This is a genomic window from Micromonospora wenchangensis (genome assembly GCF_002210435.1).
GTDB classification, from domain to species: domain Bacteria; phylum Actinomycetota; class Actinomycetes; order Mycobacteriales; family Micromonosporaceae; genus Micromonospora; species Micromonospora wenchangensis.
In genome coordinates, this window is sequence record NZ_MZMV01000008.1 from 114,051 (window position 1) to 133,622 (window position 19,572).

Genomic DNA, 19,572 nt, shown 5'->3' on the forward strand with positions numbered 1-19,572 from the left:
GTGGGTCCCGGTGAGGGTGTCGCGGTGGTTGGCCGACCGGTGGGTGATGATCGTCGCCCTGCTGGTGCTCGGCTACCTGTTCCTGCCGATCGCCGTGGTCGCCGGCCTCTCCCTCAACCGCCCGTCCAGCCGGCTGTCGTACGACTTCAACGAGTTCACCCTGGACAACTGGCGGCAGCCCTGCGCCACCCCCGAGATGTGCGACGCGGTGGTCCGCAGCGTGCAGATCGGTTTCCTCGCCACCGTCGGGTCCACGGTGATCGGCACGCTGATGGCGTTCGCCCTGGTCCGGCACCGGTTCCGGGGGCGCGGCGGGATCAACCTGCTGATCTTCCTGCCGATGGCGACGCCGGAACTGGTGCTGGGCACCTCGCTGCTCGCCCTGTTCGTCTCCGCCGGGGTACCGCAGGGCTTCTGGACCGTCGTCATCGCGCACGTGATGTTCTGCGTGTCGTTCGTGGTGGTGACGGTCAAGGCCCGGCTCGCCGGGATGGACCGGCGGCTGGAGGAGGCCGCGATGGACCTCTACGCCAGCGAGTGGCAGACGTTCCGGCGGATAACCCTGCCCCTGGTGCTGCCCGGCATCGTCGCCGCCGCCCTGCTCGCCTTCTCGCTCAGCTTCGACGATTTCATCGTGACGAACTTCAACGCCGGCACCACCGTCACCTTCCCCATGTACGTCTGGGGTGCCGCCCAGCGGGGCATCCCACCGCAGGTCAACGTGATCGGCACGGCGATGTTCGGCATCGCCCTGCTGCTCGTCGGGCTGAGCACGCTGCGCGGTCGACGGGCCCGACGGGCCGCGCTCCCGGTCGCCGACGCGCCCGGCCGACGGGCGACAGGCCCGTCATGATCCTCCCGCATACCGGCCGGGCGCTCGTCGAGGCGACGCCCGGCCGGTACGCGCACCACCGCCCCGACCTGCCCCGTCCGGCCGCCGACATCAACCTCACCCGCCGGTCGCCGGCCCGCGCCGACGCGCACGCGCACGACGACCGGCGTCAGCACTGGCTCCGTACGCTCGATCGTCTTGGTTTGGGGTTCGATTCCTGATGCGTATCCTGCTCGTCGGTGCCGGCGGGGTCGGCTCCGCCGCCGTCGCCATCGCCGCCCGCCGTTCCTTCTTCGACACCGTCGTCGTCGCCGACTACGACCCGATCCGGGCCGAACGGGCCGTCGCCGGGCACGGCGACCGGTTCGTCGCCGTCAGCGTCGACGCCGCCTCGGCGGACGCGGTCGCCGCGCTCTGCCGGGAACACCGGATCACCCACGTGCTCAACGCCGTCGACCCGCGTTTCGTCATGCCGATCTTCGACGGGGCGTTCGCCGCCGGGGCGGACTACCTGGACATGGCGATGTCGCTGTCCCACCCGCACCCGGCCCGACCGTACGCCGAGACCGGGGTGAAGCTCGGTGACGCGCAGTTCGCCGCCGCCACCACCTGGGCTCGCGCCGGCCGGCTGGCGCTGTGCGGGATCGGCATCGAACCGGGCCTGTCCGACGTGTTCGCCAGGTACGCCGCCGACGAACTGTTCGCCGAGATCGACGAGATCGGCATCCGCGACGGCGCGAACCTCACCGTCGACGGCTACGACTTCGCCCCGTCGTTCTCCATCTGGACCACCATCGAGGAATGCCTCAACCCGCCGGTGATCTGGGAGCGGGACCGGGGCTGGTTCACCACCGAACCGTTCAGCGAACCGGAGGTCTTCGACTTCCCGGCCGGCATCGGCCCGGTCGAGTGCGTCAACGTCGAGCACGAGGAGGTGCTGCTGATCCCGCGCTGGGTCAGGGCCCGGCGGGTCACCTTCAAGTACGGGCTCGGCAACGAGTTCATCGAGGTGCTCCGGGCCCTGCACAAGGTCGGCCTCGACTCGACCACCCCGGTGTCGGTGCGCGGCGTGCAGGTATCCCCCCGCGACGTCGTCGCCGCCAGCCTGCCCGACCCGGCCACCCCGGTGTCGGTGCGCGGCGTGCAGGTATCCCCCCGCGACGTCGTCGCCGCCAGCCTGCCCGACCCGGCCACCCTCGGCGACCGGATGCGCGGCAAGACCTGCGCCGGCACGTACGTCACTGGCACCGGCGTCGACGGCCGACCCCGGAAGGTCTACCTCTACCACGTCGTCGACAACGAATGGTCCATGCGCGAGTACGGCCACCAGGCGGTCGTCTGGCAGACCGCGGTCAACCCGGTGGTGGCGCTGGAACTGCTCGCCACCGGCGGCTGGTCCGGGGTCGGGGTGCTCGGCCCGGAGGCGCTGCCACCCCGCCCCTTCCTCGACCTGCTCACCACCTACGGCTCCCCCTGGGCAATGGAAGAACGCTGACCACCGTCCCGTCCGTCGCTCGCGCCCACCACTCGACCGGGCTCACGGCCACCCCACTCAGTCGATCATGGAGTTGTGGTGGGCGATTGGTTGGTTTCCATGGCTTTTGCGGGGCACCACAACTCCAAGATCGACGGGGTGTGGGGTGGGGGCGGGGGCTTGGGATGGGCCGGGCAGGGTGGGTGGCGTGGGGTGAGGCAGGGCTGGGTGAGGTGCGGTTGTGGATGGGGAGGGGTGGGGGTTGTCCACAGGGGGTGGTGGGGAGGTGGGGTGGTGGGCAGGGTTGGTGAGTGTGGCGGGGCGGCTGATTCGGTACTCGGAGTTGTTGTCGGCTGGATGGAGTCGGGAGGGGGTTCGGCGGGCGGTCGATGCGGGGGAGCTGCGCCGGTGGTCGCGGGGCGTCTACGGGCCCGGGGAAGTCGGAGGGCCTGGGGAAGCCGGTGGGGCGGGGGAGGTCGGTGGGGCGGGGAGCAGTCGGCAGCCCGGGAGTGTCCGGGCGGCGGGGGAGGAGCGGCGGCCGGGGGGTGTGGGTGGGGTGGGGGGTGAGCAGGGTGTGCGGTGGCAGGCGCTTCTGCGTCGGCTTCCGGAGGGGGCGGTCGTCGGCTTCCAGTCGGGTGCTCACCTGCACGGGTTCGGTGCCGTACCCAGCGACGATCTCCATGTGATCGTGCCGGCCGGTGGGAGGGTGCCGCAGGTCCGGGGCGTCGTGGTGCATCAGGCGGTGCTCGCCGTACCTGAGCCGGTCCTGCTGGCCGGCCTGCCGTGCGCACCCGCGGACCGGTGCGCGGTGGACCTGGCCCGGACGGTCGCCCGGCTGGACGCATTGCCACTTCTCGACCTGTGCCTGCGGGTGGGAGCCTGTCGCCCCGAGGGGTTGACCGCCGAGCTTGCCCGGCACGCCCGGTTGCGGGGTGTCGACCAGGCGCGGCAGCTGGTGCGGCTCGCCGACCCCAGGTCGGAGTGCCGGCAGGAGAGCCAACTCCGGCTCGTCCTGATCGACGGCGGGCTGCCGGCACCGGAACCCCAGATCTGGGTGTCGGACGACGAGGGTTTCCGGCGCTACCGACTGGACCTCGGCTACCGACGATCGAGGGTCGGCATCGAATACGACGGCCTGTCCCATCTCGACCGCGACCGTCTCTACCACGACCGCGCCCGGATGAACTGGCTGGCGACCCACGGCTGGCGCATGCGCCACTTCACCGCCCGCGACCTCTACCACCGCCCCTCCCTCATCACCACCCAGATAGCCGCCCTCCTCCGCACCTGACCCGTCGATCATGGAGTTGTGGTGAGCGGAAATCGGCCTCAAAGGGGCGGAAAGGCCACCATAACTCCTTGATCGACAGCGAAAGTGCGGGGTGGTGGCGGGTTGGGTTGAACGGGGGGCGGGTTCGGGCCGTACCAGGCGGTGCAGGTAACGGCGACGAACGGGAGGCGTGGTGAAGGTGCAGCGCAAGCACGTACTGGCGGCGGGGGTGGCGGTGGTCGCCACGGCGGTGGTCGCGGTGGGGACCGGATTCGGGTTCGCCGACACCACGTCCGCCCGGCCGAGCCTCTGCTCCGGCTCGGTCACCTTCTCCGCCGAGACCGGCGCGCCGGCCGCGACGAGTGACCGGTTTCCGGTGGGGACCCGGTTGCGGGTGACGAACCTGGACAACGGGAAGGTGGCGACGGTGTCGGTGAGCGGGCCGTCGGGCAGTTGCGTGCTGCTCAACGCCGCCGCGATGGAACTGGTCCGGGAGCCGGGCAAGAACGTGATCCGCCGCAACGTGGTCGAGCGGGTCGGTGCCGACGCACCGGCCGCCCCCGCTCCCGGTGAGACCCGGCCCGGTGCCGCCCAGCCCCCGGTCACCCAGCGGCCGACGCCACCGGCGACCGGCGTGGCGGCCATGCCCAGCGCGTGCTCCGGCTCGGTCACCTTCTCCGCCGAGACCGGCGCGCCGGCCGCGACGAGTGACCGGTTTCCGGTGGGGACCCGGTTGCGGGTGACGAACCTGGACAACGGGAAGGTGGCGACGGTGTCGGTGAGCGGGCCGTCGGGCAGTTGCGTGCTGCTCAACGCCGCCGCGATGGAGCTGCTGCGGGAACCGGGCAAGAACGTGATCCGCCGCAACTTCGTCGAGCTGGTGCGCTGAGCGCACCCCGGACACCCGGCGGCGGCCGGAGCCCCGGACGGCAGAGGGCTGGACGTCAGCCGAAGGCGGCGTCCAGGATGTCCAGCCCACGGGCCAGCTCGTCGTCGGAGATCACCAGCGGCGGCAGGAACCGCAGCACGTTGCCGTAGGTGCCGCAGGTGAGGGTGAGCAGGCCGGCGGCGTGGCAGGCCGCCGAGACGGCGCTGGCGGCGGCCGGGTCGGGCACCAGGCCGCCCGGCCGGACCAGCTCCACGGCCAGCATCGCGCCCCGGCCGCGTACCTCGGCGATCCGGGGATCGCGGGCGGCGACGGCCCGCAACCGGTCGGCGAGCACCGACCCGATCCGCCGCGCGGCGGCGGCCAGGTCCAGCTCCCGCATGGTGGCGATGCTGGCCAGGGCTGCCGCGCAGGCGATCGGGTTGCCGCCGTAGGTGCCGCCGAGGCCGCCGACGTGCACCGCGTCCATCAGCTCCGCCCGACCGGTCACCGCCGCCAACGGCAGCCCGCCGGCGATGCCCTTGGCCAGGGTGACCAGATCCGGCACCACGCCCTCGTGGTCGCAGGCGAACCAGTCGCCGGTGCGGCAGAAACCGGTCTGGATCTCGTCGGCGACGAACACCGCCCCGGCCGCCGTCGCCCACTCGCGCAGCGCCGGCAGGAAACCCGTCGCCGGTACGACGAAACCGCCCTCGCCCTGGATCGGCTCGATCAGCAGCGCGGCCACGTTCTCCGCCCCGACCTGCTTGTCGACCAGCTCCAGCGCCCGCGCCGCCGCCTGCGCCCCGGACAGCCCGCCGTCGCGCAACGGATACGACATCGGCACCCGGTGGACCTCCCCGGCGAACGGCCCGAACCGGTGCTTGTACGGCATGTTCTTCGCGGTCAACGCCATGGTCAGGTTGGTCCGGCCGTGGTAGGCGTGCTCGAAGACGACCACCGCCTGCCGTCCGGTGGCGTGCCGGGCGATCTTCACCGCGTTCTCCACCGCCTCGGCGCCCGAGTTGAACAGCGCCGAGCGCTTCGCGAAGGTGCCCGGGGTCAGCGCGTTGAGCTGCTCGCAGACCGCCACGTACGACTCGTACGGCGCGACCATGAAACAGGTGTGGGTGAACCGTTCGACCTGTGCCCGTACCGCCTCGACGACCCGCGGGGCGGCGTTGCCGACGCTGGTGACGGCGATGCCGGCGGCGAAGTCGATCCACTCCCGCCCCTCGACGTCGACGATCGTGCCGCCGCTGGCGGTGTCCACGTACGAGTCGATGACGCTGCCGACGCCCCGGGCCACGGCGGCACCCCGCCGCCGGTGCAGCTCCGCACTGGAAACCATGGGGGTCAGCCCTCGATGTGGTGCATGACGTGCTTGATCCGGGTGTAGTCCTCCAGGCTGTAGACCGACAGGTCCTTGCCGTGGCCGGAGTGCTTGAAGCCGCCGTGCGGCATCTCCGAGACGAACGGGATGTGGGTGTTCACCCAGACGCAGCCGAAGTCGAGCCGGCGGGTCATCCGCATCGCCCGGCCGTGGTCGCGGGTCCAGACCGAGGCGGACAGGCCGTAGTCGACGCCGTTGGCCCAGCGCACCGCCTCGTCCTCGTCGGTGAACCGCTGCACGGTGATGACCGGGCCGAACACCTCCTGCTGGATGATCTCGTCGGCCTGGCGTACCCCGGAGACCACGGTGGGGGAGTAGAAGTAGCCGCGCCCGCCCACCCGCGTACCACCGGTGTGCAGGTCGGCGTGGTCGGGCAGCCGGTCGACGAAGCCGCTGACCCGGGCGAGCTGGTTGGCGTTGTTCAACGGACCGTAGAGCACGTCGGCGTCGTCCGGGCCGCCGGTGCGGGTGTTGCGGGCCTGCTCGGTGAGGGCCGCCACGAAGTCGTCGTGCACGCCGGGCCCGGCCAGCACCCGGGTCGCCGCGGTGCAGTCCTGGCCGGCGTTGAAGTAGCCGCCCGTCGCGATCGCCTCGGCCGCCGCCGCCACGTCGGCGTCGTCGAAGACCACCACCGGGGCCTTGCCGCCCAGCTCCAGGTGGGTCCGCTTGAGATCCGGGGCGGCGGCGGACGCGACCTCCATGCCCGCCCGGGTCGAGCCGGTGATCGACACCAGCTGCGGGGTCGGATGCGCCACGAGGGTACGGCCGGTGTCCCGGTCGCCGCAGACCACGTTGAACACCCCCGGCGGGAGGAACTCGGCGGCGATCTCGGCCAGCAGCAGCGTCGACACCGGCGTGGTGTCCGACGGCTTCAACACCACCGTGTTGCCGGCCGCCAACGCCGGGGCGATCTTCCACACCGCCATCATCAGCGGGTAGTTCCACGGGGTGACCTGCGCGCAGACGCCGATCGGCTCCCGCCGCACGTACGAGGTGTGCCCCGCCAGGTACTCCCCGGCCGAGCGGCCCTCCAGCAGCCGGGCCGCCCCGGCGAAGAACCGGAACTGGTCCACCGCCGGCGGCAGCTCCTCCTCGGCGGTGAGCTGGCGCGGCTTGCCGGTGTTGCGCACCTCCGCGTCGACCAGTTCGGCCGCCCGGGACTCCACCGCGTCGGCGAGTTTCAACAGCGCCCGCTGCCGCTCGGCGGGGGTGGTGTCCCGCCAGGTCTCGAAGGCGGTCGCGGCGGCCCGCATCGCCGCGTCCACGTCGGCCGCGCCGGAGACGGGGGCCTGGGCGAAGACGTCACCGGTGCAGGGGTCGATCAGGTCGGCGTGACCGCCGTCCACCGGGTCGACGTACGCGCCGTCGACGAAGTTGCGTAGCTGCTGCTGGTCGCTCATGGTGAGGTCTCTCCAGGGGTGGCTGGGAGTGGAGTCAGCGGACGTAATCGCAGTCTGACTGCCATCTTGGCTACTGAATTCGCGGCAGACAAGGGCTTGAGCGACTGTTTCCGTGCGACTGCGTGTCGTCTACGCTGCCGACGTGGAGCCGAGAGCGTTCTGGGTCGCCGGTCGGGCCGTGCACGGCGACGACGAGGTGACCGTCACCCACCCGTACGACGGTCGGGCGGTGGGGCGTACCAGCTGGGCCACGCCCGACCAGGTCGAGGCCGCCGTCGCCGCGGCGGCCCGGGTGGCGGCGCAGGCCGCGGCCCTGCCCGCGCACGTCCGGGCGGCGGCCCTGGACCACGTGTCCCGGGAACTCGCCGCCCGGACGGCCGAGGTGGCCGACCTGATCACCGCCGAGAACGGCAAACCGATCATCTGGGCGCGGGCCGAGGTGGGCCGGGCGGTGTCCACGTTCCGCTGGGCGGCCGAGGAGGCCCGACGGTTCTCCGGCGAGTTGCAGCGGCTCGACACCGACCCCGCCGCGACCGGCCGGATCGCCCTGGTCCGGCGGGTGCCCCGGGGGCCGGTGCTCGGCATCACCCCGTTCAACTTCCCGCTCAACCTGGTGGCCCACAAGGTCGCCCCGGCCCTCGCGGTCGGCGCGCCGGTCATCGTGAAGCCGGCCCCGGCGACACCGCTGTCCGCGCTGCTGCTCGGCGGGATCCTGGCCGGCACGGACCTGCCGGCCGGCATGGTGTCGGTGCTGCCGCTGCCCAACGACCGCACCGCCGCACTGGTCGACGACCCCCGGCTGCCGGTGGTGTCGTTCACCGGCTCCGGGCCGGTCGGGGCGCAGATCCGCCGTCAGGTGCCGGACAAGCACGTCACCCTGGAACTCGGCGGCAACGCGGCGGCGGTGGTCTGCGCCGACTGGGCGTCCGACGAGGACCTGGATTTCGCCGCCCGGCGGATCGCCACCTTCGGCAACTACCAGGCCGGGCAGTCCTGCATCGCGGTGCAGCGGGTCCTCGTGCACGAGCGACGCTACGCCGCCTTCCTGCCCCGGCTGGTCGCCGCCGTGCGGGCGCTGCGCACCGGCGACCCGACCGCCGAGTCGACCGACGTCGGGCCGCTGGTCTCCGTCGAGGCCGCCCGCCGGGTCGAGACGTGGATCGACGAGGCCGTCGCCGCCGGGGCCACCGTCGAGGTCGGGGGCCGCCGCGACGGCGCCAGCCACCCGCCCACCGTGCTGACCGGGGTGCCACCCTCGGCGAGGGTCAGTGCGGAGGAGGTCTTCGGGCCGGTGCTGGTGGTGTCCCCGGTGGAGAGCGACGACGCCGCGTTCGCCGCCGTCAACGACTCGGCGTACGGGTTGCAGGCCGGCGTGTTCACCCACCGGCTCGACGTGGCGTTCACCGCCGCCCGGGTGCTGGAGGTGGGCGGGGTGATCGTCGGCGACGTGCCGTCGTACCGGGCCGACCAGATGCCGTACGGGGGTGTCAAGGGCAGCGGCGTCGGTCGGGAGGGGGTACGCGCGGCGATGGACGACTACACCGAGCCGAGGGTGCTGGTGCTGACCGGGATGCCGCTGTAGCGCCTGACCGGCGGTGCCCGATTAGGGTGGGGCGATGACGGACCCTGCTGCCAAGAAGCGTCAGACGACCGCCTGGGTGTCGGGCATGGCCATCGGCATCGTCATCGGGTTGATCATGTTCCGGGACGCCGTCGGTGTGGCGTTCGGGATCTCCATCGGTATCGCCTTCGCCATCGCCTTCGGTGCCTTCGACAAGAAGAAGGAGGACGGGCGCGACGGTGAGCCCGGCTGAGAGCGCCGAACTGCCGCAGTGGGACGGTGCCGCCGGGTCGCCGGGGTTGACGGTCGCCGAGGCGGTGGCCGTACAGGACCGGTTGCGGCCCCGGGCGGACCTGGTCGGGCCGGGGCCGCGCCGGCCCGCGACGGTCGCCGGCCTCGACGTGGCGTACGCGCCTGACGGCGACCTGCTCGCCGCGGCGGTGACCGTGCTCGACACCGCCACCCTGACGGTGGTGGACCACGCGGTCAGCGTCGGTCGGCCCGCGTTCGGGTACGTGCCGGGGCTGTTCGCCTTCCGTGAGCTGCCCGCCCTGCTGGCCGCCCTGGACCGGCTGACCGTCCGGCCCGAGCTGCTGGTCTGCGACGGGCACGGGCTGGCCCATCCGCGCCGCTTCGGGTTGGCCTGCCACCTGGGCGTGGTGACCGGGCTCCCCGCGATCGGGGTGGGCAAGACCCCGCTGGTCGGCACGTGGACCGGGCCGGGCCCGCGCCGGGGGGACACCGCCGAGCTGGTCGACGCCGGTGAGGTGGTCGGCCGGGTGCTGCGTACCCGAGACGGGGTGAAGCCGGTGTTCGTCAGCGTCGGGCACCGGATGGGCCTGGACAACGCCGTCGCGCAGGTGCTCGCGTCGACGCCGCGGTACCGGCTGCCGGAGACCACCCGTACCGCCGACCGGCTCTGCCGCGAGACCCTCGCCGCCGCCACCGGCCCGGCCCGCGCCACCGGCTGAGGGGCGGGACGGCCGGAGCTGGGCGGTCGGGTCGAGGGGGTAACGCGGCCCACATGCGGGGCGCTCTGTCACCGGGTGCCCTGTCGCGCTGGTAGTAACCTGGCCGGCGGCCCCCGCCGGGGCGGAGGGGGTGGGAGATGTCCGTGCGTCGGCAGGTGGGCCGGGTGGTGACCGTCGGTGCGCTGCTCGCCGGCCTGGTGGCCGTCGGCGCGCTCCCCGCCCACGCGGACGAGGACCGGGTGCGGGTGCGGGCCTCGGGCGGCTTCTCCGCCGGGGGCTCCCCGGGCGGGGTCGCGATCGAGGTGCGCAAACGCACCGACGGGTGTGTGCTGCTGCGGACCGCATTGGGGCTGAGCCTGGCCGGGGTTGGCGCGGACCAGGTGCGGGTAGAGGTGAATGTCGGGGGGCGGTGGTCCACTGTTCCCGTCACCGGTGGCGGTGGCGTGCTCCAGGTCTCCCGTACCTCGTCGGCGGGTCCACCGTTGTGCAAGGGAAAGAGCAGCACCGTCCGCTACCGGGTGGCGTTCCTCGCCGGGGCGCCGGCGGGCCGGCTGGACGTGGTCGGTGAGGCGACGACCGCGGTCGGCCGGCTGATCGGCCGGGGTGCCGACACGTCCCGGGTCGGCGGACGGGCCGCCGGTTCCCCCACGCCGAGTCCCACCCCGACCAGGAAACCCACGCCCACCCCCGACGCGACCACGTCCGCGCCCGCGCCGACGACGGCGACCACCGGGGCCGCGCTCGCCGCCCCGGTGGCCGGCCCGACCGGCACCGCCGCCGCAGAGACCTCCGGAGGATCCATGACCATGTTTGCCGGCATCGCCCTGGTGATCCTGGGTGCCGGGCTCATCGCCCTGCTGATCTTCCGGTCCCGCGCCGACCGGGCCGCGGTCGACCCGGGCCGGGCCACCGACCCCGTCGACCTGCCGGTCCTGCCGCAACCCCGCAACCCGGGCCCGACCACCTACCGCTCCGGGGGCGCGGCGGGTGCCCCGGCCCCGGCACCCTCCGGCCAGGTGTACGGGCAGCCGCAGCCGCAACCGCAGCCGTCCGCGCCCGCCCGCCCGGGTGGCCTGTACGGGGCGCCGGCCGCCTACCCGACGGTGACGCCCACCCCGCGCCCGGCCGGTGGGGTGTACGGCAGCCGCCCGGCAGCCGTCCCGCCCGCCCAGGGTGGTCCGGTCTCCGCGCCACCCGCCCCGTCCGCACCGACCCCGCCGGTCTCCGCGCCACCCGCGCCGACCCCGCCGGTCTCCGCTCCGCCCGCACCGGGTCAGCCGGCGTCACCGCCCGCCACCGGCGGTGGAGCGACGACGATCATGCCCGAGCTCCCCGGCTAGGAGGGGACGGACGCCACCGCTCCGATACGCTCAGGGTCGTTGACGACCCCTGTCGAGGAGCTGAAACCGGTGTCTGACCTGTCCCAGATCGTGAAGGCGTACGACGTCCGTGGGACGGTGCCCGACCAGTGGGACGAGCGGGTCGCCGAAGCCCTCGGTGCCGCCCTCACCCGGGTGCTCGACGATGCCGGCGAGCCGGACGGTGCCGTACTGATCGCGCACGACATGCGGGCCACCGGCCCGGGGCTGGCCGCCGCCTTCGCCGACGGCGTGCGGGCCGAGGGGCGGGCCGTGATCGAGCTGGGGCTCGCCTCCACCGACATGCTCTACTACGCCTCCGGCGCGCTCGGCCTGCCCGGGGCGATGTTCACCGCCAGTCACAACCCGGCGCAGTACAACGGCATCAAGATGTGCCGTTCCGGGGCCCGCCCGATCGGCCAGGACAGCGGCCTGGCCGACATCCGGGCCCGGGCCCAGGCGCTGTTGGACGCCGGCACCAGGCCGGCCGCTGCCTCGCCGGCCCCGGCCGACCGGCGTGACCTGCTCCCCGACTACGCGGCCCACCTGCGCAAACTGGTCGACCTGTCGACCATCCGCCCGCTCAAGGTGGTGGTGGACGCCGGTAACGGGATGGGCGGCTACACGGTGCCGAGCGTGCTCGGCGACGCGGCGTTGCCGGCCCTGCCGCTGGAGATCGTGCCGCTCTACTTCGAGCTGGACGGCACCTTCCCCAACCACGAGGCCAACCCGCTCGACCCGAGGAACCTGGTCGACCTCCAGCGGGCCGTGGTGACCCACTCCGCCGACCTCGGCCTGGCCTTCGACGGGGACGCCGACCGGTGCTTCGTGATCGACGAGCGGGGCGAGCCGGTTTCCCCGTCGGCGATCACCGCCCTGGTCGCCGCCCGCGAGCTGGCCAAGCACCCGGGGTCCACGGTGATCCACAACCTGATCACCTCCCGGGCCGTGCCGGAGATCATCCGCGAGCACGGGGGCGTGCCGGTGGTGGCCCGGGTGGGGCACTCCTTCATCAAGGCCGAGATGGCCCGGACCAACGCGATCTTCGGCGGGGAGCACTCCGCGCACTACTACTTCCGGGACTTCTGGTTCGCCGACACCGGCATGCTCGCCGCCATGCACACCCTGGCCGCGCTGGGTGAGCAGTCCCAGCCGCTGTCCCTGCTGGCCAGCGTCTACGAGCGGTACGTCGCCTCCGGCGAGATCAACTCCACGGTCACCGACCAGGCCGCCCGGGTCGCGGCGGTGCGGGCGGCGTACCCGCAGGCGGAGGCCGACGAGCTGGACGGGCTCACCCTGCGGTTCCCCGACGGCGCGTGGTTCAACCTGCGCGCCTCCAACACCGAGCCGCTGCTGCGGCTCAACGTCGAGGGACCGACCGAGGAGCGGATGACCTCGCTGCGCGACGAGGTGCTGGAGCGGGTTCGCCGATAAGATCCCCTCCGCCGGTCGGCACCGCCGACCGGCACAGACCACACACGTGGAAGGAGCCGCGCCGTGGCCCTGGACCCGCAGTTGCTCGAAATCCTCGCCTGCCCGGACACACACCACGCACCGCTGGACTACGACGCTCAGGCCCAGACCCTCACCTGCACGCAGTGCGGTCGCATCTTCGAGGTGCGCGACGACGTGCCGGTGCTGCTGCTGGACGAGGCGCGTGGCGGGCCGGAGGCGCAGCGGTGATGGACGGAACGGCCGGCGTCAGCGGCCGGCGGGTGGCCGACGAGTCGATCCTGGACGACCCGGACGCGGTCGCCGCCCACGACCCGGGCGGCATGCTGCGCTTCACCGCCTCGGCAGGGGCCCAGGTGCGGGAGTCCGCCGCGCTGGCCGCCGAGGCCAACCTGGCGCTGCTGGAGGACGAGGGCCGCCCACGGGCGGTCGTCATCGCCGGCATCGGCACCGCCGGGCGGACCGGTGACGTGCTGGCCACGGTCGCCGGGCCGCGCTGCCCGGTACCGGTGATCCCGCACCGCAGCGCCGGGGTGCCCGGCTGGGTCGGCGCGGCCGACGTGGTGATCGCGGTCAGCGCGTCCGGCCGTAGCCCGGAGGCGTTGGGTGCCGCCGAGGCCGCGCACCGCCGCGGTGCCCGGCTGGTCGCGGTGGGCGCGCCCGACTCGCAGTTGCAGTCGGTGGCCGAACGGGCCCGCGCGCCGTTCATCCCGGTGCCCCGTCGCGCCCCGGCCCGGGCCAGCCTCTGGGCGCTCACCGTGCCGGTTCTGCTCGCCGCCCGTACCCTCGGCCTGGTGAAGGTCAACGAGGCGGATCTGGCCGAGACGGCGGCCCGGCTGGACGCCGACGCCGACCGGTGCCGGTCGGCCGCCGAGTCCTTCGTCAACCCGGCGAAGTCGCTGGCCCTCGGGCTGGCCGGGTCGATTCCGATCGTCTGGGGTTCGTCCCCGCTGGCCACCGTGGCGGCCCGCCGCTTCGGCGACACGCTGTCGGCCAACGCCCGCTACCCGGTGGTGACCGGGGCGCTCGGTGAGGCCGGCCGGGGCCGGGTCGGCCTGCTCGACGGCGTCTTCGGCGGGCTGGTGGAGTCGACGCGGGACATCTTCGCCGACCCCGACGAGGTCGAGCCCGATCCGACCCGGCTGCGGCTGGTGCTGCTGCGCGACGGCGGCCTCAACGCCGACGAGGACACCGACGAGCCGCTGGCCGTCGAGGAGCGTCGCGCGGACGCGGTGCAGACCCTCGCCGAGCGGCGCGGGGTGCGCTGCGACGTGGTGACCGCCGAGGGCGGCTCCGCGCTGGAACGGCTCGCCTCCCTCGTCGCGGTGCCCGACTTCGCGTCGATCTATCTGGCCCTGGCACATGGGCTGGACCCGATGGCCGTTCCGGCCGTCACCGAGATGAAGGAGCTGTCGAACCAGTGAGCGCGAACGGCGGTACCAAGGCGATCATCGCCGCCCTGCTGGCGAACGTCGGTATCGCCATCACCAAGTTCATCGCCTTCCTGCTGACCAGTTCGTCGTCGATGCTGGCGGAGTCGATCCACTCGGTGGCCGACTCGGGCAACCAGGCGCTGCTGCTGCTCGGTGGCAAGCGGGCCAAGCGGGCGGCCACCCCGCAGCACCCCTTCGGGTACGGCCGGGAGCGCTACATCTACGCGTTCATCGTGTCGATCGTGCTGTTCAGCCTCGGTGGCCTGTTCGCGCTGTACGAGGCGTGGCACAAGGCGGCCGACCCGCACCCGATCACCTCGTGGCAGTGGGTGCCGGTGGCGGTGCTGCTGGCCGCGATCGTGATGGAGGGCTTCTCCTTCCGTACGGCGATCAAGGAGTCGAACCACACCCGGGGCAACCAGTCCTGGGTGAACTTCATCCGTCGGGCCAAGGCGCCGGAGCTTCCGGTGGTGCTGCTGGAGGACTTCGGCGCGCTGGTCGGCCTGGTGCTCGCGCTGTTCGGCGTGGGGATGACGCTGATCACCGGCAACGGCATGTGGGACGCCGCGGGCACCGCGATGATCGGCGTCCTACTGGTGATCATCGCGGTCGTGCTGGCGATCGAGACGAAGAGCCTGCTGCTCGGCGAGGGTGCCGACCCGGGCGACCTGGCGACGATCGAGCGGGCCGTCACCGACGGTCCCGAGGTCGAGCGGATCATCCACATGAAGACGCTCTACCTCGGCCCGGAGGAGCTGATGGTGGCCGCGAAGATCGGCGTCCCGCCGTGCGAGAGCGCCGAGGAACTGGCCCGGGGCATCAACGCGGTCGAGGCGCGTATCCGCGCGGCCGTGCCGATCGCCCGGGTGATCTATCTGGAGCCGGACATCTACAGCGTCGCCGCGGAGCGGGCGGGCACCGGCACGGCCGCGCCGACCGCCGCGGCTCCGGCGTCGGGTGGGTCGAGTGAGGTGGCCGGGCGGGCCGGAGGCTGACCGTGGAACTGCTGCACGGGTCGATCCGCGACTACGCCTGGGGGTCCCGCTCGGCGCTCGCCGAGTTGCAGGGGCGACCGGCGCCGACCGACGGCCCGGAGGCGGAACTGTGGCTGGGTGCCCATCCGGGCAGCCCGGCCATGGTCGACCGGGACGGCGAGCGGGTGAGCCTGACCGACCTGCTGGTCGCCGAGCCGGACCACTGGCTCGGCGAGGAGGTGGTCGGCCGGTTCGGCACCCGGCTGCCGTTCCTGTTGAAGGTGCTCGCCGCGGACGCCCCGCTGAGCCTCCAGGCCCACCCCGACGCCGAGCAGGCCCGCGCCGGCTACGCCGCCGAGCAGGCTGACGCCGAGCAGGCTGACGCCGAGCGGGCAGGTGACGGGCAGGCCGGTGACGGGTGGGTCGACGGGGTGGCGGGGCGGGCGCGGGGGCCGCGTAACTACGTCGATCCGTACCACAAGCCGGAGTTGCTCGTCGCGTTGACGCCGTTCGACGCGCTCTGCGGGTTCCGGGACCCGCAGGTGTCGGCGACGGCGTTGGCCGGGTTCGGCGTACCGGAGTTGTCGCCTGTGGTGGCCGCGCTGCGGGCCGGGCCGGCGGGGCTGCGGGAGGCCGTACGCGCGCTGCTGAGCTGGCCGGACGCCGACCGTGCCGGGCTGGTCGAGGCGGTGCGCACGGCGGACGCCGCCGGGCCGGACGCGGAACTGGCCCGGGACCTGGCGGCCCGCTACCCGGCGGACCCGGGGGTGCTGGTGGCGCTGCTGCTGCACCACGTGCGGCTGACGCCGGGGGAGGCGATCTGGATGCCGGCCGGCAACCTGCACGCCTACCTGAGCGGCACCGGCGTGGAGATCATGGCGGCCAGTGACAACGTGCTGCGCGGCGGGCTGACCCCGAAGCACGTGGACGTCGACGAGTTGCTGCGGGTGCTGCGGTTCGAGGTGCTTGACGATCCGGTGCTCGTCGCCCGGCCGGTGACGCCCGGGGTGGTCTGCTGGCCGGTGCCGGTGGACGACTTCGCGCTGCACGGGGTGACGGTGGACGCGACCGGGCCGGAGGTCCGGCTGGCGCTGCCCGGTCCCCGGGTGGTGTTCTGCCACCACGGCAAGGTCGGGGTGGACGACGGGGCGGGCGCGGTGATGCTCGGCCCGGGGCAGGCCGCCGTGGGCACGGCCGCGGGCGCGGCGCTGGTCCTCTCGGGTACGGGCTCGGCGTTCGTCGCCACCTGCGGTAGCTGACCGCGCCGCGCAGCGACCTGCGCCACGCCGCAAGTCCGACTTTCCCGAATTGCTTGACTGATCCGTGTCTCACGGTAATCTCATGAGTACGCAGCGTTGTCGCGACGAAGGTCCGGCGGCGCGCGGGGGTAACCAAACCGGGGGGATGCACGGGGCGGCCGGCAGGTGGACGGAGGTTTCGTCCCACGCCGACCGCCCCGTGCGCTGTCTCGAGGCGGCCCACAGTGCGCCGCGAGGAGGCGGGCGTAAGGTTGATGGTCGCGCAGCCATCGTTCGACAGGAGCCTTCATGACCAGCACCCTCCCGGCGTCGCACAGCGGCGCCCGGCCGAGCACCCTCGCCGAGGGCGACTACAAGGTGGCGGATCTGTCGCTCGCCGAGTTCGGGCGCAAGGAGATCCGCCTCGCCGAGCACGAGATGCCCGGCCTGATGGCGATCCGCCGCGAATTCGCCGACGCCCAGCCCCTCGCCGGCGCCCGGATCACCGGTTCGCTGCACATGACCATCCAGACCGCCGTCCTGATCGAGACGCTGGTCGCCCTCGGCGCGCAGGTCCGCTGGGCGTCCTGCAACATCTTCTCCACCCAGGACCACGCCGCCGCGGCGATCGTGGTCGGCCCCGAGGGCACCCCGGAGGCCCCGTCCGGCGTCCCGGTCTACGCCTGGAAGGGTGAGAGCCTGGAAGAGTACTGGTGGTGCACCGAGCAGGTGCTCGCCTGGCCGGACGGGCAGGGCCCGAACATGATCCTCGACGACGGCGGTGACGCCACCCTGCTGGTGCACAAGGGCGTCGAGTTCGAGAAGGCCGGCGCGGTCCCGGCGGTCGAGTCCGCCGACTCCGAGGAGTACGCGGTCATCCTCCAGGTGCTGCACCGCAGCCTCGCCGAGGACAACCAGCGCTGGACCCGGATCGCCGCCGGCATCAAGGGCGTCACCGAGGAGACCACCACCGGCGTGCACCGGCTCTACGAGATGCACCGGGCCGGCACCCTGCTCTTCCCGGCCATCAACGTCAACGACTCGGTGACCAAGAGCAAGTTCGACAACAAGTACGGCTGCCGGCACTCCCTGATCGACGGCATCAACCGGGCCACCGACGTGCTGATCGGCGGCAAGATGGCCGTCGTGCTCGGCTACGGCGACGTGGGCAAGGGCTGCGCCGAGTCGCTGCGCGGCCAGGGCGCCCGGGTCGTGGTGACCGAGGTCGACCCGATCTGCGCGCTCCAGGCGGCGATGGACGGCTACCAGGTCGCCACCCTGGAGGACGTGGTCGAGCAGGCCGACATCTTCATCACCGCGACCGGCTGCTTCGACGTCATCACCAACGAGCACATGGCCCGGATGAAGCACCAGGCCATCGTCGGCAACATCGGCCACTTCGACAACGAGATCGACATGGCCGGCCTGGCGAAGCGCTCGGACGTCACCCGGGAGAACATCAAGCCGCAGGTCGACGTGTGGCGCTTCGACGACGGCCACGCGATCATCGTGCTCTCCGAGGGCCGCCTGCTGAACCTGGGCAACGCCACCGGCCACCCGAGCTTCGTGATGTCGAACTCGTTCGCCAACCAGACGATCGCCCAGATCGAGCTGTACACCAAGACCGACGAGTACCCGGTCGGCGTCTACGTGCTGCCCAAGCACCTGGACGAGAAGGTCGCCCGGCTGCACCTGGACGCGCTTGGCGCGCGGCTGACCGAGCTGACCAAGGAGCAGGCCGCCTACCTGGGCGTCTCGCCCGAGGGCCCGTTCAAGCCGGAGCACTATCGCTACTGAGCACACCCCGGACGGAGGGGGTCGGCCACGACGTGGCCGGCCCCCTCACCCGTCTGCGGGTCGGGGCGGAGCCGACGGGATCAGGACAGCCGCAGGGGCGGCCGGGTCAGGACGGGCCGGGGCCACGGCGGGTCGGGCGGACCCAGGTCCACACGCACCAGGCGAGCCAGGCCAGGGAGACGGCCACGGCCAGCGGGCGCAGCCGCAGGGCGCTGAGGACGATCACCACCGCGAGGACGGCCAGCCACGGGCCGAAGCCCCTCACCGGTGCCCGCCCGGCCGACGGTGGCGTAGCGCACAGGGGCCGGAAGTCCCTGGTGCGGGGGCGTGGATCGGGCGGAGGGTGGGGCTGCGGGGCGCGTCGTCCACGGGGCGTCCTGTCCTGGGGGTACGTCGAATCCTGCCACGTCGGGCGGCAGGTCGGCACCCCCTGCCGGCGGGTCCAGGCCGACCCTCCCGACCAGGGTGAAGCTGTCAAGAACAACTTGACGGAACCCCCGATCAGGAGGAAGGTATGGCTGCCCTAAGTTGCCTGAGGCAAGCCTTACCACGACACGGAGCACCGATGTTCGCCACGTACCTGATCGGCCTGCGGGAGGGCCTGGAGGCGACGCTGGTCGTCAGCATCCTGGTCGCCTTCCTGGTCAAGTCGCAGCGTCGGGACCGGCTGCCGCAGGTGTGGGCCGGCGTCGGGCTCGCCGTGGCACTCTCGGTCCTGTTCGGCTGGCTGATCGAGTACACCTCGACCTCGCTGCTGGCCCGCTCCGAGGACCGGGAACTCTTCGAGGCGGTCACCTCGGTCGCCGCCGTGGTCTTCGTGACCTGGATGATCTTCTGGATGCGTCGGGCCGCCCGGACGATCGCCGGTGAGCTGCGCGGCAAGCTGAGCGAGGCGCTCGCCGTCGGTTCCCTCGCGGTGGCCGGGATGGCGTTCCTCGCGGTGGTCCGGGAGGGCCTGGAAACCGCGCTGATCTTCTACTCGGCGGCGCAGAGCGCGACCGGCGGCACCGGCTCCGGGCCGCTGCTGGCCCTGGTCGGCGGCATCGCCACCGCCGTCGGGATCGGCTTCCTGCTCTACCGCAGCGCCCTGCGGATCAACCTGTCGACGTTCTTCACCTGGACGGGCGCACTGCTGATCCTGGTCGCCGCCGGCATCCTCAAGTACGGCGTGCACGACTTCCAGGAGGCCGGGGTGCTGCCCGGCCTGAACGACCTGGCCTTCGACATCACCGGCGTGCTCGACCCCAACACCTGGTACGCCGCCCTGCTCGCCGGGATGTTCAACGTCACCGCCGCGCCGAGCGTGCTGGAGACGGTCGCCTGGGTCGCGTACGCCGTACCGGTGCTGGTGCTGTTCCTGCGCCGACCGGCCGCCCCGGCGAAGCCCACCCCGGCCCCCACCGACGGCCCCCCGGCCCCCACCGACGGCCCCCCGGCCACCGGCACCGACGGCCCCCCGGCCACCGCCGCCGACGCCACCGCCGCGCCGGACGGCCCCGCCGCCGCGCAGCCGGCCGGGTCGCGGCGCGTCTGATCCACCGCCCTCTGCAAGGA

Annotated in this window: 19 protein-coding genes and 1 pseudogene; 17 read left to right on the forward strand and 3 right to left on the reverse strand. The window is 73.1% G+C overall.

Features of this window, described 5'->3' with window-relative positions:
- Positions 1 to 10: 10 nt before the first annotated feature.
- The 6 genes and pseudogenes from B5D80_RS06910 (at position 11) to B5D80_RS06930 (ending at position 4,465) form a co-directional block, all read left to right on the forward strand.
- Entirely contained in the window at positions 11 to 853 is an 843-nt protein-coding gene (locus B5D80_RS06910) for an ABC transporter permease (RefSeq protein ID WP_245854293.1), read from the forward strand.
- On the forward strand, positions 850 to 1,053 hold the full coding sequence (locus B5D80_RS06915) for a hypothetical protein (protein ID WP_088642945.1): 204 nt from the start codon (positions 850 to 852) through the stop codon (positions 1,051 to 1,053). The genes B5D80_RS06910 and B5D80_RS06915 overlap by 4 nt, the downstream gene beginning before the upstream one ends.
- The gene (locus B5D80_RS06920) at positions 1,053 to 2,327 is read left to right on the forward strand and encodes a saccharopine dehydrogenase family protein (RefSeq protein ID WP_088642946.1); all 1,275 of its coding nucleotides are present in this window, start codon (positions 1,053 to 1,055) and stop codon (positions 2,325 to 2,327) included. Before B5D80_RS06915 ends, B5D80_RS06920 begins: the two co-directional genes overlap by 1 nt.
- Before the next feature lie 292 nt (positions 2,328 to 2,619).
- Positions 2,620 to 2,721 (forward strand): annotated as a pseudogene (locus B5D80_RS34975) (type IV toxin-antitoxin system AbiEi family antitoxin domain-containing protein); the annotation flags it as partial.
- A gap of 141 nt (positions 2,722 to 2,862) precedes the next feature.
- Positions 2,863 to 3,597, forward strand: a complete 735-nt coding sequence (locus B5D80_RS06925) for an endonuclease domain-containing protein (RefSeq protein WP_211291419.1) — start codon at positions 2,863 to 2,865, stop codon at positions 3,595 to 3,597.
- Positions 3,598 to 3,769: 172 nt separating this feature from the next.
- Entirely contained in the window at positions 3,770 to 4,465 is a 696-nt protein-coding gene (locus tag B5D80_RS06930) for an RlpA-like double-psi beta-barrel domain-containing protein (protein ID WP_088642996.1), read from the forward strand.
- A gap of 55 nt (positions 4,466 to 4,520) precedes the next feature.
- Here the strand turns inward: B5D80_RS06930 and gabT are convergent, their stop codons facing one another.
- Positions 4,521 to 5,792 (reverse strand): 4-aminobutyrate--2-oxoglutarate transaminase, encoded by a 1,272-nt coding sequence (gabT, locus tag B5D80_RS06935; protein WP_088642947.1) that lies wholly within the window; start codon positions 5,790 to 5,792, stop codon positions 4,521 to 4,523.
- Between the two features lie 5 nt (positions 5,793 to 5,797).
- Entirely contained in the window at positions 5,798 to 7,234 is a 1,437-nt protein-coding gene (locus B5D80_RS06940) for a gamma-aminobutyraldehyde dehydrogenase (protein ID WP_088642948.1), read from the reverse strand.
- A 142-nt stretch (positions 7,235 to 7,376) separates the two neighbouring features.
- On the opposite strand from B5D80_RS06940, the gene B5D80_RS06945 reads away from it, so the two are divergent.
- From B5D80_RS06945 to ahcY, 10 genes are all read left to right on the forward strand, one after another.
- On the forward strand, positions 7,377 to 8,816 hold the full coding sequence (locus B5D80_RS06945) for an aldehyde dehydrogenase family protein (protein WP_088642997.1): 1,440 nt from the start codon (positions 7,377 to 7,379) through the stop codon (positions 8,814 to 8,816).
- Positions 8,817 to 8,850: 34 nt separating this feature from the next.
- Positions 8,851 to 9,048 (forward strand): hypothetical protein, encoded by a 198-nt coding sequence (locus B5D80_RS32810; RefSeq protein ID WP_144081602.1) that lies wholly within the window; start codon positions 8,851 to 8,853, stop codon positions 9,046 to 9,048.
- Between the two features lie 10 nt (positions 9,049 to 9,058).
- Positions 9,059 to 9,766, forward strand: a complete 708-nt coding sequence (locus B5D80_RS06950; protein ID WP_088642998.1) for an endonuclease V — start codon at positions 9,059 to 9,061, stop codon at positions 9,764 to 9,766.
- A 137-nt stretch (positions 9,767 to 9,903) separates the two neighbouring features.
- The gene (locus B5D80_RS06955; RefSeq protein ID WP_088642949.1) at positions 9,904 to 11,106 is read left to right on the forward strand and encodes a hypothetical protein; all 1,203 of its coding nucleotides are present in this window, start codon (positions 9,904 to 9,906) and stop codon (positions 11,104 to 11,106) included.
- Positions 11,107 to 11,175: 69 nt separating this feature from the next.
- The gene (locus B5D80_RS06960; RefSeq protein WP_088642950.1) at positions 11,176 to 12,558 is read left to right on the forward strand and encodes a phosphomannomutase/phosphoglucomutase; all 1,383 of its coding nucleotides are present in this window, start codon (positions 11,176 to 11,178) and stop codon (positions 12,556 to 12,558) included.
- Positions 12,559 to 12,621: 63 nt separating this feature from the next.
- On the forward strand, positions 12,622 to 12,807 hold the full coding sequence (locus B5D80_RS06965; protein ID WP_088642951.1) for a Trm112 family protein: 186 nt from the start codon (positions 12,622 to 12,624) through the stop codon (positions 12,805 to 12,807).
- Entirely contained in the window at positions 12,804 to 14,000 is a 1,197-nt protein-coding gene (locus tag B5D80_RS06970) for an SIS domain-containing protein (RefSeq protein ID WP_088642952.1), read from the forward strand. The genes B5D80_RS06965 and B5D80_RS06970 overlap by 4 nt, the downstream gene beginning before the upstream one ends.
- Positions 13,997 to 15,004, forward strand: coding sequence for a cation diffusion facilitator family transporter (locus B5D80_RS06975; protein ID WP_088642953.1), 1,008 nt, complete (start codon positions 13,997 to 13,999; stop codon positions 15,002 to 15,004). The genes B5D80_RS06970 and B5D80_RS06975 overlap by 4 nt, the downstream gene beginning before the upstream one ends.
- Before the next feature lie 2 nt (positions 15,005 to 15,006).
- Positions 15,007 to 16,242 (forward strand): mannose-6-phosphate isomerase, class I, encoded by a 1,236-nt coding sequence (gene manA, locus B5D80_RS06980; RefSeq protein ID WP_088642954.1) that lies wholly within the window; start codon positions 15,007 to 15,009, stop codon positions 16,240 to 16,242.
- 288 nt (positions 16,243 to 16,530) lie between these two features.
- On the forward strand, positions 16,531 to 18,018 hold the full coding sequence (gene ahcY / locus B5D80_RS06985) for an adenosylhomocysteinase (RefSeq protein ID WP_088642955.1): 1,488 nt from the start codon (positions 16,531 to 16,533) through the stop codon (positions 18,016 to 18,018).
- 106 nt (positions 18,019 to 18,124) lie between these two features.
- Here ahcY and B5D80_RS33635 read toward each other — a convergent pair whose 3' ends face one another.
- Entirely contained in the window at positions 18,125 to 18,283 is a 159-nt protein-coding gene (locus B5D80_RS33635) for a DUF4175 domain-containing protein (protein ID WP_144081603.1), read from the reverse strand.
- A 300-nt stretch (positions 18,284 to 18,583) separates the two neighbouring features.
- On the opposite strand from B5D80_RS33635, the gene efeU reads away from it, so the two are divergent.
- Positions 18,584 to 19,552 carry an iron uptake transporter permease EfeU gene (gene efeU / locus B5D80_RS06990; RefSeq protein ID WP_088642956.1) on the forward strand — a complete coding sequence of 323 codons (969 nt, stop codon included), beginning with the start codon at positions 18,584 to 18,586 and terminating at the stop codon, positions 19,550 to 19,552.
- Positions 19,553 to 19,572: the final 20 nt, after the last annotated feature.

Bases quoted from the DNA above. Each gene is read 5' to 3' on its own strand.
- B5D80_RS06940 (WP_088642948.1), bottom strand. From the start codon at position 7,234: ATGAGCGACCAGCAGCAGCTACGCAACTTCGTCGACGGCGCGTACGTC.
- B5D80_RS06920 (WP_088642946.1), top strand. From the start codon at position 1,053: ATGCGTATCCTGCTCGTCGGTGCCGGCGGGGTCGGCTCCGCCGCCGTC.
- B5D80_RS06915 (WP_088642945.1), top strand. From the start codon at position 850: ATGATCCTCCCGCATACCGGCCGGGCGCTCGTCGAGGCGACGCCCGGC.
- B5D80_RS06955 (WP_088642949.1), top strand. From the start codon at position 9,904: ATGTCCGTGCGTCGGCAGGTGGGCCGGGTGGTGACCGTCGGTGCGCTG.
- efeU (WP_088642956.1), top strand. From the start codon at position 18,584: ATGTTCGCCACGTACCTGATCGGCCTGCGGGAGGGCCTGGAGGCGACG.
- B5D80_RS32810 (WP_144081602.1), top strand. From the start codon at position 8,851: ATGACGGACCCTGCTGCCAAGAAGCGTCAGACGACCGCCTGGGTGTCG.
- gabT (WP_088642947.1), bottom strand. From the start codon at position 5,792: ATGGTTTCCAGTGCGGAGCTGCACCGGCGGCGGGGTGCCGCCGTGGCC.
- ahcY (WP_088642955.1), top strand. From the start codon at position 16,531: ATGACCAGCACCCTCCCGGCGTCGCACAGCGGCGCCCGGCCGAGCACC.